13 protein-coding genes and 1 riboswitch are annotated in these 12,094 nt (G+C 53.2%); of the genes, 8 read left to right on the top strand and 5 right to left on the bottom strand.

Going from position 1 to position 12,094, the window contains the following annotated elements; genetic code table 11:
* Nucleotides 1-385 precede the first annotated feature (385 nt).
* A complete protein-coding gene (gene uvrB / locus JQN59_RS15650; protein WP_149607119.1) occupies nt 386-2,407 on the top strand; it encodes an excinuclease ABC subunit UvrB in 2,022 nt (673 codons plus the stop codon).
* 211 nt (nt 2,408-2,618) lie between these two features.
* Here uvrB and yvcK read toward each other — a convergent pair whose 3' ends face one another.
* Complete coding sequence (yvcK, locus tag JQN59_RS15645; RefSeq protein WP_003831525.1) at nt 2,619-3,527, bottom strand: uridine diphosphate-N-acetylglucosamine-binding protein YvcK; 909 nt, start codon at nt 3,525-3,527, stop codon at nt 2,619-2,621.
* Between the two features lie 329 nt (nt 3,528-3,856).
* Nucleotides 3,857-4,002, top strand: a riboswitch (molybdenum cofactor riboswitch).
* Here yvcK and moaA point away from each other — a divergent pair.
* The 6 genes from moaA (at nt 3,990) to JQN59_RS15615 (ending at nt 7,437) form a co-directional block, all read left to right on the top strand.
* Entirely contained in the window at nt 3,990-4,979 is a 990-nt protein-coding gene (gene moaA, locus JQN59_RS15640; RefSeq protein ID WP_032934386.1) for a GTP 3',8-cyclase MoaA, read from the top strand. (Overlaps the previous riboswitch by 13 nt.)
* A gap of 19 nt (nt 4,980-4,998) precedes the next feature.
* A complete protein-coding gene (gene moaB, locus JQN59_RS15635; RefSeq protein WP_003035187.1) occupies nt 4,999-5,511 on the top strand; it encodes a molybdenum cofactor biosynthesis protein B in 513 nt (170 codons plus the stop codon).
* Between the two features lie 2 nt (nt 5,512-5,513).
* Entirely contained in the window at nt 5,514-5,999 is a 486-nt protein-coding gene (gene moaC, locus JQN59_RS15630) for a cyclic pyranopterin monophosphate synthase MoaC (protein WP_003035188.1), read from the top strand.
* Complete coding sequence (gene moaD, locus JQN59_RS15625; protein ID WP_003831530.1) at nt 5,992-6,237, top strand: molybdopterin synthase sulfur carrier subunit; 246 nt, start codon at nt 5,992-5,994, stop codon at nt 6,235-6,237. Before moaC ends, moaD begins: the two co-directional genes overlap by 8 nt.
* Before the next feature lies 1 nt (nt 6,238).
* Nucleotides 6,239-6,691, top strand: a complete 453-nt coding sequence (moaE, locus tag JQN59_RS15620) for a molybdopterin synthase catalytic subunit MoaE (protein ID WP_149607120.1) — start codon at nt 6,239-6,241, stop codon at nt 6,689-6,691.
* A 41-nt stretch (nt 6,692-6,732) separates the two neighbouring features.
* Nucleotides 6,733-7,437, top strand: coding sequence for a Bax inhibitor-1/YccA family protein (locus JQN59_RS15615; protein ID WP_003831536.1), 705 nt, complete (start codon nt 6,733-6,735; stop codon nt 7,435-7,437).
* 72 nt (nt 7,438-7,509) lie between these two features.
* On the opposite strand, the gene JQN59_RS15610 is transcribed toward JQN59_RS15615, so the two are convergent.
* The 3 genes from JQN59_RS15610 to JQN59_RS15600 are packed head-to-tail and all read right to left on the bottom strand — an operon-like array spanning nt 7,510 to nt 10,471.
* The gene (locus tag JQN59_RS15610) at nt 7,510-8,472 is read right to left on the bottom strand and encodes a lysylphosphatidylglycerol synthase domain-containing protein (protein WP_079934641.1); all 963 of its coding nucleotides are present in this window, start codon (nt 8,470-8,472) and stop codon (nt 7,510-7,512) included.
* Nucleotides 8,472-9,713: a cardiolipin synthase ClsB gene (clsB, locus tag JQN59_RS15605; protein WP_032942766.1), complete on the bottom strand. Its 1,242-nt coding sequence runs from the start codon at nt 9,711-9,713 to the stop codon at nt 8,472-8,474. The genes JQN59_RS15610 and clsB overlap by 1 nt, the downstream gene beginning before the upstream one ends.
* Nucleotides 9,710-10,471: an endonuclease/exonuclease/phosphatase family protein gene (locus tag JQN59_RS15600; RefSeq protein ID WP_048226026.1), complete on the bottom strand. Its 762-nt coding sequence runs from the start codon at nt 10,469-10,471 to the stop codon at nt 9,710-9,712. Before JQN59_RS15600 ends, clsB begins: the two co-directional genes overlap by 4 nt.
* A gap of 132 nt (nt 10,472-10,603) precedes the next feature.
* On the opposite strand from JQN59_RS15600, the gene JQN59_RS15595 reads away from it, so the two are divergent.
* On the top strand, nt 10,604-11,014 hold the full coding sequence (locus tag JQN59_RS15595; protein ID WP_003831542.1) for a YbhQ family protein: 411 nt from the start codon (nt 10,604-10,606) through the stop codon (nt 11,012-11,014).
* Here the strand turns inward: JQN59_RS15595 and JQN59_RS15590 are convergent.
* Nucleotides 10,976-12,082, bottom strand: a complete 1,107-nt coding sequence (locus tag JQN59_RS15590) for an ABC transporter permease (RefSeq protein ID WP_008784194.1) — start codon at nt 12,080-12,082, stop codon at nt 10,976-10,978. The two genes, JQN59_RS15595 and JQN59_RS15590, sit on opposite strands and share 39 nt — an antisense overlap.
* Nucleotides 12,083-12,094 lie beyond the last annotated feature (12 nt).

The raw sequence follows: 12,094 nt of genomic DNA, 5'->3' as shown, positions 1-12,094 counted from the left end.
TAGAGTTAGAAAACACAAGGTAAGCGAGAGAAGACGCGGCCTGCGACTAAATTGATGCGAAAGACGGCTTGAGATAATAATCATTAAATTACAGTGTGTTAGATAAATGCAATGGCTGTCGCAGAAGTGTCATGTGTTGCCACAAAACTTTCATCGGGTAGCTTGACAAATGTTAAAAAAGTCATTGGTTTGGGGATAACACATTTTTGCTGGTGTTTTATCTTGCCTGCGGACAAATTTTAGCCTGTAGTCACGGCCATTTTGCTGGCGTAACAGAAATATTCTGGCGCGTTACTGTTTTTTCATCCAGTATATTTTACTGGCAAAATATACTGCTGCGAGTAAAATTACACACCTGCCCGCCCATTGCTTCAGGTAGCTGCTCATGAGTAAACCGTTCAAACTAAATTCCGCTTTTAAACCCTCTGGCGATCAGCCTGAGGCGATACGTCGCCTGGAAGAAGGTCTGGAGGATGGTCTGGCGCATCAGACGTTGCTGGGGGTGACGGGGTCGGGGAAAACATTCACCATCGCGAACGTGATTGCAGACCTACAGCGCCCTACCATGGTGCTGGCCCCCAATAAGACGCTTGCCGCGCAGTTGTACGGTGAGATGAAAGAGTTCTTCCCGGAAAACGCGGTGGAGTATTTCGTCTCCTACTACGACTATTATCAGCCGGAAGCCTACGTGCCAAGTTCTGACACCTTCATCGAGAAGGATGCTTCGGTTAATGAACACATTGAGCAGATGCGTCTGTCAGCAACCAAAGCGTTGCTTGAGCGACGGGATGTCGTCGTCGTAGCGTCGGTTTCCGCGATTTATGGTCTGGGTGACCCGGATCTGTACCTGAAAATGATGCTGCACCTGACGGTGGGGATGATTATCGACCAGCGCGCGATCCTGCGTCGTCTGGCGGAGCTGCAGTATACTCGCAACGATCAGGCATTCCAGCGCGGGACCTTCCGCGTGCGCGGTGAAGTGATCGACATATTCCCGGCGGAATCTGACGACATCGCGTTGCGCGTGGAACTGTTTGATGAAGAGGTCGAACGTTTGTCGCTGTTTGACCCACTTACCGGACAGGTCGAATCCACTATTTCGCGCTTTACCATCTATCCTAAAACGCACTACGTGACGCCGCGCGAACGTATTGTTCAGGCGATGGAAGAAATTAAGGTTGAGCTGGCAGAGCGGCGAAAAGTCCTGTTGGCAAATAACAAACTGCTGGAAGAACAGCGCTTAAGTCAGCGTACCCAGTTCGATCTGGAAATGATGAACGAGCTGGGTTACTGCTCGGGGATTGAAAACTATTCCCGCTATCTGTCCGGGCGTGGTCCGGGCGAGCCGCCGCCGACGCTGTTTGATTACCTGCCTGCCGATGGCCTGCTAGTGGTGGATGAATCTCACGTGACTATCCCGCAAATTGGCGGCATGTATCGCGGTGACCGGGCGCGTAAAGAAACCCTTGTCGAATACGGATTCCGTCTGCCGTCGGCGCTGGATAACCGTCCGCTTAAATTTGAAGAGTTTGAAGCGCTGGCCCCGCAAACCATCTATGTTTCGGCGACGCCGGGCAACTATGAGCTGGAGAAATCCGGTGATGATGTGGTCGATCAGGTCGTAAGACCGACCGGCCTGCTGGATCCGGTCATTGAGGTGCGCCCGGTGGCGACTCAGGTTGACGATCTGCTATCTGAGATCCGCACCCGTGCGGCGATTAACGAACGTGTGCTGGTCACCACGCTGACCAAACGGATGGCGGAAGACCTCACAGAATACCTAGAAGAACACGGCGAACGGGTGCGTTATCTGCACTCTGACATCGATACCGTGGAACGTATGGAAATCATTCGTGACCTGCGTCTGGGCGAGTTTGACGTGCTGGTGGGTATCAACCTGTTACGTGAAGGTCTGGACATGCCTGAGGTCTCCCTGGTGGCGATTCTGGACGCAGACAAAGAAGGATTCCTGCGTTCTGAACGGTCACTTATTCAGACCATCGGTCGTGCGGCGCGTAACATCAACGGTAAGGCGATTCTTTACGGTGATAAAATTACCGCCTCTATGGCTAAAGCGATTGGTGAAACCGAACGTCGTCGTGAGAAACAGCAGCTCTATAACGAAGAACACGGTATTACGCCGCAGGGGCTGAACAAGAAAGTGGTCGATATTCTGGCGCTGGGTCAGAATATTGCGAAGACCAAAGCGAAAGGCAAAGGGAAGTCACGCGCAGGCGCGAAGTCTGAGGTTGTCGAACTGGATATGACGCCAAAAGCGCTGCAGCAGAAGATTCACGAGCTGGAAGGGCAGATGATGCAACACGCGCAGAATCTCGAATTTGAAGAGGCCGCGACAATCCGTGACCAGTTGCATCAGTTGCGCGAGTTGTTTATTGCGGCATCGTAAGACGGTGTCGGATGCGGGGTGGATAGCATTCGTAGGCCGGATGCCGGAGCAAATCGTTTTGTAGGCCTGATAAGCAAAGCGCATCAGGCATTGTTTGATGCCGGAGCAATTCGTTTTGTAGGCCTGATAAGCGAAGCGTATCAGGCATTGTTTGATGCTGGAGCAATTCGTTTTGTAGGCCTGATAAGCGAAGCGCATCAGGCAAATCCGTTCAGCCCAGCGCCTGCACTGCTTTCTCCAGCGCACTATGCAATAGCTGGCGGTCATGGCGGTAGGGAATATCGCTGGCTTCCAGCACTTCCTGGATCACAACGCGGTCGGTAACGGCGGAAGCATCCACTTTCGGCCCCACAACCACCGCATCAATCACTTTCTTCCCGACGTACTGTTCAATAATGGCCAGCTTATCGCTAAGCGTCAGGCTCGCTGCTGGCAGGCTTAATTCGCGCCCAAGATTGCCTATATAGACCATCGGAGCCGGTGTGCGACGTAATGCCTGTGACATTTCATCGAGTAACAGAATCGGCATCAGGCTGGTGTAAAAACTGCCGGGGCCTATCAAAATTAAATCCGCTTCAGCGATAGCCTCAACGGCCTCCCGTGTAGTCGGGACTTTTGGCGAAAGCATCAGTTCCTGAGGTGGGACGGTGAGCTGATCGATATTCACTTCGCCATAAACTTCGTGTCCCTGGTCATCAATGGCCATCAGATCCACCGGCAGCTCCGACATCGGAATTAAATGTGCGTCAACTTTCAGCAGGCTACGAATTAAATTGATAGCTTCCAGAGGCCGCACGCTGAGATGATCGAGCGCCTTTAACATTAGATTTCCGAGGTTATGCCCGGAAAGTTCGCCATTACCGCCAAAACGATACTCAAACATAGCGGATGCAACGCTGGGTTGGGTAATTAACTGGTTCAGACAGTTACGCATGTCTCCCCAGGCAATCCCTCCTTCAGAGCGACGAATACGACCTGTCGACCCGCCGTTATCGGTGGTGGTGACGATACCCGTCAGGCGGGAACCTAATGGGGAAAGAGAGGAGAGAACGCGTCCTAATCCATGCCCTCCGCCGAGAGCGACAACGCGGTCCAGATCTGCCAGCGTGCGAGTGCGCATATATTTTCCTGATATCAATTGATCGGCGCTACAGTAACGTAAATAGCGTGTTTTCAGCAATTATCCAGTCGGCATCTGCCGTAATTTTTTTCTGCGATCTACTCCTTTCTGACGACACTCACCTGATGGCAAGATGATGTATATCAATGCAAAACTGTGATTTTTGCTTATTCTGTAGCGAAATTGCACGATCATGTCGCTATATACATATTTATACAGCGAAAGTGTACATGGCAAAAGCGCCATTTACACGCTAGTATCGGCATAACCACAAAGTACTCTTAATAATTTGAGTTGTCGGAAGCCAACGCATCTGCAACTCGAAGTATGATGAGTATAAACACTCTAGCCTCTGCACCTGGGTCAAATGATACGGTGCTTTGGCCGTGACAAGACTTGAAAAAGTTTGTCACCAGGGCGCAGGAAGAAATGACTACGTCTCCCGTATTTGGAAAGGTGTACATGGGCTCTCAACTTACCGATGCTTTCGCACGTAAGTTTTACTACTTACGTTTGTCGATTACCGATGTGTGTAACTTTCGTTGCACCTACTGCCTGCCGGATGGCTATAAGCCCGGCGGTGTCACCAATAACGGCTTTTTAACCGTTGATGAAATTCGCCGTGTCACGCGTGCGTTCGCCAGTCTGGGAACGGAAAAAGTGCGTCTGACGGGGGGCGAACCTTCACTGCGTCGCGACTTCACTGACATTATCGCCGCCGTGCGCGAAAACGACGCCATCCGCCAGATTGCGGTAACCACCAATGGTTATCGTCTGGCGCGCGATGCTGCCGCCTGGCGCGATGCCGGACTGACCGCGCTCAACGTCAGCGTCGACAGCCTCGACGCCCGTCAGTTTCACGCCATTACCGGACAGGACAAGTTTCAGCAGGTGATGGCAGGCATTGATGCTGCCTTTGATGCCGGTTTTGAAAAAGTGAAAGTCAACACCGTGCTGATGCGCGACGTAAACCATCATCAACTGGACACCTTCCTGGCGTGGATCCAACCTCGACCAATCCAACTGCGTTTTATTGAACTGATGGAAACGGGCGAGGGCAGCTCTCTCTTCCGTAAACACCATATTTCCGGACAGGTACTGCGCGATGAGCTGCTGCGTCGCGGCTGGATCCACCAGATCCGACAGCGTAGCGACGGCCCGGCTCAGGTTTTCTGTCATCCTGATTATGTTGGCGAAATTGGTCTGATCATGCCTTATGAGAAAGACTTCTGCGCCACCTGTAATCGTCTGCGCGTTTCCTCTGTCGGCAAGCTTCATCTGTGTTTATTTGGTGAAGGCGGCGTAAGCCTGCGTGATTTGCTGGAAGACGATGCTCAGCAACCGGCGCTGGAAGAACGTATTTCAGCCGCGCTGCTGGAGAAAAAGCAGACCCATTTCCTGCATCAGAACAATACCGGTATTACGCAAAACTTATCTTATATTGGCGGCTGATCGCTAAAAGGAGTTTTTCATGAGTCAGGTAAGCGCTGAATTTATCCCGACACGCATTGCTATTCTTACTGTTTCCAACCGTCGCGGCGAAGAAGATGATACCTCCGGCCATTATCTGCGTGACTCGGCGCAAGAAGCGGGTCATCAGATTGTCGATAAGGCGATTGTCAAAGAGAACCGCTACGCCATCCGCGCCCAGGTTTCTGCCTGGATTGCCAGTGACGATGTACAGGTGGTGCTCATTACCGGTGGCACTGGTTTAACCGAAGGGGACCAGGCGCCGGAAGCGCTGCAACCGCTGTTCGACAGAGAAGTCGAAGGGTTTGGCGAAGTATTCCGTATGCTGTCGTTTGAAGAGATTGGCACCGCGACGCTGCAATCCCGCGCGATTGCCGGGGTGGCGAATAAAACGCTAATTTTTGCCATGCCGGGTTCGACCAAAGCGTGTCGTACTGCCTGGGAAAATATCATTGCGCCGCAGCTCGATGCCCGTACGCGTCCGTGTAATTTCCACCCACATTTGAAGAAATAAGTATGTCGCAACTGACTCATATTAACGCCGCTGGCGAAGCGCATATGGTGGATGTCTCCGCCAAAGCGGAAACCGTACGCGAGGCGCGTGCGGAAGCATTCGTAACCATGCGTAGCGAAACGCTGGCGATGATCATCGACGGCAGTCACCATAAGGGTGACGTTTTCGCCACGGCGCGTATTGCCGGTATTCAGGCTGCCAAACGGACCTGGGATCTTATCCCGCTGTGTCACCCACTGATGCTGAGCAAGGTCGAAGTCAATCTTCACGCCGAACCGGAGCACAACCGCGTGCGCATTGAAACGCTGTGTCGCCTGACCGGTAAAACCGGCGTTGAAATGGAAGCGTTAACGGCAGCCTCCGTGGCGGCGTTGACCATCTACGATATGTGCAAAGCGGTGCAAAAGGATATGGTGATTGGTCCGGTGCGTTTGCTGGCAAAAAGCGGCGGCAAATCGGGTGATTTTAAGGTGGATGCACATGATTAAGGTTCTTTTCTTTGCTCAGGTACGGGAACTGGTGAACACCGATGCGTTAGAAGTTGCCGCCGAGTTTGCAACGGTAGAAGCGCTGCGCAAGCATCTGGCGGCGCAAAGCGATCGCTGGGCGCTGGCGCTGGAAGACGGCAAGCTGCTGGCGGCGGTGAATCAGACGCTGGTCAGTTTTGACCATCCTCTTAACGCGGGTGATGAAGTCGCTTTCTTCCCGCCGGTAACCGGAGGCTAAAATGGCTGAAACGCGAATTGTTGTTGGCCATGCGCCGTTCAGCGTCGGGGATGAGTATCCCTGGCTGGCAGAGCGCGATGAAGACGGCGCGGTAGTCACTTTCACCGGTAAAGTGCGCAATCACAATCTCGGTGACAGCGTTAAGGCGTTAACGCTGGAACACTATCCGGGAATGACCGAAAAAGCGCTGGCGGAGATTGTCGACGAAGCGCGTTCGCGCTGGCCGCTGGGTCGGGTGACGGTGATTCATCGCATTGGCGAACTGTGGCCGGGTGACGAAATCGTTTTTGTTGGCGTAACCAGCGCGCATCGCAGCAGCGCGTTTGATGCCGGGCAGTTCATTATGGATTACCTGAAAACCCGCGCGCCGTTCTGGAAACGCGAGGCTACGCCGGAAGGTAAGCGCTGGGTTGATGCCCGCGACAGCGATAAGCTAGCAGCAAAACGCTGGTAGAGTACAATTGTTGTAGGCTCATACTGATTCAGGAGATTGTCATGGACCGATTCCCACGATCCGATTCTATTGTCCAGGCCCGTTCCGGCCTGCAAACGTATATGGCGCAGGTGTACGGCTGGATGACCTGCGGACTGTTGCTGACGGCGTTTATCGCCTGGTATGCGGCAAATACGCCCGCGGTGATGATGTTTGTCTTCTCCAGCAAAATCACCTTCTTTGGCCTGATTATCGCTCAACTGGCACTGGTGTTTGTCCTGTCCGGCATGGTGCAAAGGCTGAGCGCGGGTATGGCGACCACGCTGTTTATGCTCTATTCGGCATTAACCGGGTTGACGCTATCAAGCATCTTTATTGTCTATACCTACTCGTCTATCGCCAGCACCTTCGTGGTCACTGGTGGGATGTTCGGGATCATGAGTTTGTATGGCTACACCACCAAGCGCGATCTGAGCGGCTTCGGCAATATGCTGTTTATGGCGCTGATCGGTATTGTGCTGGCTTCGCTGGTTAACTTCTGGCTGAAGAGCGAAGCGCTGATGTGGGCGGTGACCTATATCGGGGTGATAGTGTTTGTCGGTCTGACCGCCTATGACACGCAGAAGCTGAAAAATATCGGTGAGCAGATCGACTTGCGCGACAGCTCCAATCTGCGTAAATACGCGATTCTTGGGGCCCTAACGCTGTATCTGGACTTCATCAACCTGTTCCTGATGCTGCTGCGTATTTTCGGCAATCGTCGTTAATTGTCTGTTGCCGGATGGTATAAAAAGTAGGCCGGATAAGGCGTTACGCCGCATCCGGCACTATATACATCCTCATTTCGCCATCGCCTTCTCGTTCTTTGCCCGTAGCTTTTTCGCCCGACTCTCCAACAGCAAATAACACATCAGCGCCAGCAGTAGCGGAATAAAATAGTACAGCACGCGATACGCGAGCAGGGCAGCAATGATCGTGCCCTGAGACGTATTCTCTCCCGCCAGCAGCGCCATAAACACCGCCTCCAGCACGCCGATCCCCGCCGGAATATGCACAATAACCCCGGCAATACTGCTTACCAGCAGCACGCCAAGCACGAAGAAATAGTTAATATTCTGACCCAGCAACAACCAGATAATCGCCCCCATAACCATCCAGTTAGTCCCGGATATCGCCATCTGCGCGAGGGCAAATTTCCAGGAGGGGAGCACCAGCTTTTGGCCCTTGATGGTGATGTGACGATGTTTAGCGAAGGTGCAAAACCACAGATAAACAACAATAATCAGCAGCAGCGCTATGCCTAAAATGCGCAATGTGCCTTCATCGATATACCAGTGAGCGGGCAGTTCGACGACGCCGAAGGTAAATATAAAACCGCCCAGCAGAATATAGCCCAGCCAGTTAGTGGTAATGCTCAGCGAAAAAATCCGCGTTATTGTGCCCCCCGGCAACCCGAGACGCGAGTATAGCCGATATCGCATCCCAATACCGCCCACCCAGGTGCTTAACGTCAGGTTGAACGCGTAACAGATAAACGACACCAGCATGACCTGGCGTTTTGCCAGCTTGTGCCCACAGTAGTAGCGCCCGAGCAGGTCATAACAGCCGTAAAGTAAATAACTGACGATCACCAACCCCACGGCGCTGAGCAGGGCGATCCGGTTGTAATCGCGAATTACCGTCCACACTTCCTGCCAGTTGACTTTGCTGGCATAAACGACCAGCAACACGATCACCGCAATAAAAAATAACCATGTGAGGATCTTTTTCGCTAACCGCCAGCGTCGGTGATTTTTTGCCATCAGGTTTTCCCTCCTGCATCCTCAGTTTGTATACGGTCCTGAGTTTCCAGAGCGGGCTGCGCGGGCGGCTCTACCTCGGCCAGGTGCGGGGTATGCGCCGGAAGCCAGCCGACCAGCGCCGGGAAGTGGCGTAAAAAGTGGAAGGCCAGCACGCTCTTAGTCAGGTTCCACCAGGTGCGTTTTGGCAGCATGGATTCATCAACCCGCTTGCAGTCCTGCGCAATAATAGGGTTCAGGTTGTCGCGCAGGGTCTGGTTAAACGTGCGGTCATGAATAATCAGATTCGCTTCCAGATTCAGCGACAGGCTCAGCGGATCAAGATTGCTGGAGCCCACCGTCGCCCAGTGATCGTCCATCAGCGCCACTTTGCCATGCAGAGGTTTACGGCGGTATTCGTAGACATGGACGCCACCTTTAACCAGATAGTTGTACAGTAGGCGGGCACCCACTTTCACAATCGGCATATCCGGTTCACCCTGCACAATGAGTTTTACCCGAACGCCGCGTCGTGCTGCTTTACGCAGGGCATGCAGCAGGCGATAACCGGGAAAGAAATAGGCATTGGCAATGATCACTTCCCGTCGGGCCTGGGTCAGCATTTTAAGATAGTGGCGTTCAATATCATCGCGATGCTCTTCGTTATCGCGCCAGACAAACAGCGCCTGCGCTTCGCCGGGGCGATGATTGTCGATTGCCCGGTGATGACGTCGCCACCAGCGCCGTACGGCGCTTTGCCCGGGCAGGTTTTCCAGTACAAAGTTCAGAATGTCAGCAACGACTGGACCTTCAACGCGCACGGCGTAATCTTGCTTAGCCTCCGGGCCGTAATCCGACATATGTTCAGCGGAGTAATTGATGCCGCCGACAAAGGCAACACGGTCATCAATGACCACTATTTTTCGATGCATACGGCGAAAGAGATTGGTGCGCATTCCAAAAAGACGCGGACGCGGATCGTAGTAGCGGAAAACAACACCGGCTACGGTCAGCTCTTCAACAAAACTGTCGCTCAGATCCGGCGAGCCGTAGCCATCCAGCAACACCTCTGCTTTGATTCCTCGTCGGGCGGCTTCGAGCAACGCGGCATGCAGCTGTTTTCCTACCGCATCTTCAAACCAGATAAAAGTCTCAAGGATAATTTTTTGCTGTGCCTGCTCAATGGCGTCAAATACGGCGGGGTAGAATTGATCGCCGTTTTCCAGCAGTTGAATTTGATTGCCTTCACGCCAGCCATATTTCATAAATGAATCTCCGCACTCAGAGGGGCATGATCGGACAAATGTCGCCAGTGACGCAGCGCAAGCGTCGTCGGGGTACTGGCATTCGCGTTTTTCACATAGATCCTGTCCAGGCGCAGCAGAGGAAACTGCACCGGAAACGTTCGCGCCGGGCGACCGTGGGCGCGGGTAAAAATCTCGTCAAGGCCAGCTTTGGCTTTCAACGGGCGATTGGCCGTTTGCCGCCAGTCGTTAAAATCTCCTGCGATGACCACGGGTTCCGCGTCGGGCAGGGCGTTGACCCAGTCTGCCAGCATAGCGAGCTGGGCCTGGCGGTGAGCTTCACGTAGGCCGAGATGCACACACATCACATGAATGGGGAGGGAGAGCATTGGCGGTACGATGCGGCAGTAAAGGACTCCGCGCTTTTCACTCGCGCCGACTGACACATCACGATTCTCATAATGCTCAATGGGATACCGCGACAACACCGCATTACCGTGATGTCCTTGCGGGTACACGGCGTTACGCCCGTAGGCGAAGTCGCTCCACATCGTGTCCGCCAGAAATTCGTAGTGCGTGGTGTCCGGCCAGTTTTCCACATGCAGTGGATGCACCTCGTGTGCGCCCATTACCTCTTGTAGGCACACAATGTCCGCACCGACCGTTCTGACGGCTTCTCGCAGCTCCGGCAAAATAAAACGCCGATTGAAGGCGGTAAACCCTTTATGAGTATTAATGGTGAGCACATTGAATGAAAACCGTTCTGTTTGTCTGGCCATGATTCTCCCGTTGGCGTCACTTTCCTGATTAAAATAGTGTAGTCGTCGTCACAAAAAGATGCGGTGTTGCGGAATTTTCCGTAAAGTCCGGTACTCTGAACAATTAGTCGAAAATCCTTCAGGAGAATAGCCATGAGGTGGCAACAACGTGTTCGTGTCGCAACGGGTCTAAGTTGCTGGCAGATAGTGTTGCATTTACTGGTAGTGGCGTTGCTGGTAATGGGCTGGATGAGCGGCAGACTGGTGCATGTCGGCCTGGGATTGTGCGTCGTGTACGGCGTTACGGTTTTATTGATGCTTGCATTGCAACGTCACCACGAACAGCGCTGGCGCGACGTGGCTGATGTGCTGGAAGAGTTGACCACGACGTGGTATTTCGGTGCCGCCATGATCGTGCTGTGGCTGCTGTCACGCGTGCTGCAAAACAACGTCTTGCTGGCACTGGCGGGGCTGGTCATCCTTGCCGGACCCGCCGTGGTCTCGCTGCTGGCGAAGGACAAAAAGCTACATCACCTTGCGTCTAAACATCGCATACGCCGCTGATCCGGTCGTGGCCGCTATCACTAATAGCGGCCACAAGCTTCCCCAGACAATCTGCAGACTCGCATCTTTCAGGTAAATCTGTTTCGTGATGTCCGTAAAATGGCGGATCGGGTTTATCCACGTCAGATTCTGCAACCAGACCGGCATGTTTTCGACCGGTGAGACATAGCCCGAGAGTAAAATCGCCGGCATCATAAACACAAATACCCCGATAAACGCCTGCTGCTGGGTGGCGCACAGTGACGAAATCAGCAGACCAAAGCCAACCAGCGACAGCCCGTAAATCACCATTGTGAAATAGAACAGCCCCAATGAACCGGCAAACGGAATGTGATAAGCCCAGATACCGATCGCCAGCACAATGGTGGCCTGAAAAGTAGCCACAATTAGCGCGGGTACAGCTTTACCGATAAAAATCTGCCAGGTGGTAAGCGGGGAAACCAGCAGTTGATCCAGCGTGCCTTGCTCGCGCTCGCGGGCAACCGAGAGTGAAGTAACGATCATTACGCCGATGGTGGTGATCATGGCGATCAGCGACGGAACCACAAACCATTTGTAATCCAGATTCGGGTTATACCAGTTACGCACTACCAGCTCGCTGTTGTTCGGTTTCGGCTTGCCGTCCATCAGCTCCTGCTGATACTCCTTAACGATTTGCTGCAGGTAATTCGCGGCAATTTGCGCGCTGTTGGAGTTACGTCCGTCGAGGATAATCTGCATGGGAGCCTGCTGGAAGGTATCCAGATTACGCGAAAAGTTGGCCGGGAAACGCACCAGTAGCAGGGCTTTTTGCGTGTCGATGGTGGGCTGGATCTCCTGCGGGCTTTTCAACAGCAGAACATGCGTAAAGGCGCTGGCGCGGGCGAAGCGCTGGGTTAGCTCTACCGAATGTTTACCGTTGTCTTCGTTATAGATAGCGATAGTGGCGTTGGTGACTTCCAGCGTTGCCGCGAACGGGAACAGGATAACCTGAATCAGCACCGGTAAAATCAGAATGGCTCGCGTCTGCGGTTCGCGTAACAGCGATTGCAGCTCTTTGCGAATTAATGTCCATAAGCGATGAAACATGCCTGTCCTCTC

Origin of the sequence: Citrobacter sp. B72 (assembly GCF_016894305.1) — a bacterium.
In the GTDB taxonomy this organism is placed as follows: domain Bacteria; phylum Pseudomonadota; class Gammaproteobacteria; order Enterobacterales; family Enterobacteriaceae; genus Citrobacter; species Citrobacter portucalensis.
Note: the sequence above shows the minus strand (reverse complement) of the source record. Positions and strands in the feature narration are given on the sequence as shown.

Coding starts and splice junctions, on each gene's coding strand:
- JQN59_RS15615 (WP_003831536.1), top strand. CDS start 6,733: ATGGACCGATTCCCACGATCCGATTCTATTGTCCAGGCCCGTTCCGGC.
- JQN59_RS15610 (WP_079934641.1), bottom strand. CDS start 8,472: ATGGCAAAAAATCACCGACGCTGGCGGTTAGCGAAAAAGATCCTCACA.
- JQN59_RS15595 (WP_003831542.1), top strand. CDS start 10,604: ATGAGGTGGCAACAACGTGTTCGTGTCGCAACGGGTCTAAGTTGCTGG.
- moaB (WP_003035187.1), top strand. CDS start 4,999: ATGAGTCAGGTAAGCGCTGAATTTATCCCGACACGCATTGCTATTCTT.
- moaE (WP_149607120.1), top strand. CDS start 6,239: ATGGCTGAAACGCGAATTGTTGTTGGCCATGCGCCGTTCAGCGTCGGG.
- moaD (WP_003831530.1), top strand. CDS start 5,992: ATGATTAAGGTTCTTTTCTTTGCTCAGGTACGGGAACTGGTGAACACC.
- moaC (WP_003035188.1), top strand. CDS start 5,514: ATGTCGCAACTGACTCATATTAACGCCGCTGGCGAAGCGCATATGGTG.
- moaA (WP_032934386.1), top strand. CDS start 3,990: ATGGGCTCTCAACTTACCGATGCTTTCGCACGTAAGTTTTACTACTTA.
- JQN59_RS15590 (WP_008784194.1), bottom strand. CDS start 12,082: ATGTTTCATCGCTTATGGACATTAATTCGCAAAGAGCTGCAATCGCTG.
- uvrB (WP_149607119.1), top strand. CDS start 386: ATGAGTAAACCGTTCAAACTAAATTCCGCTTTTAAACCCTCTGGCGAT.
- JQN59_RS15600 (WP_048226026.1), bottom strand. CDS start 10,471: ATGGCCAGACAAACAGAACGGTTTTCATTCAATGTGCTCACCATTAAT.
- yvcK (WP_003831525.1), bottom strand. CDS start 3,527: ATGCGCACTCGCACGCTGGCAGATCTGGACCGCGTTGTCGCTCTCGGC.
- clsB (WP_032942766.1), bottom strand. CDS start 9,713: ATGAAATATGGCTGGCGTGAAGGCAATCAAATTCAACTGCTGGAAAAC.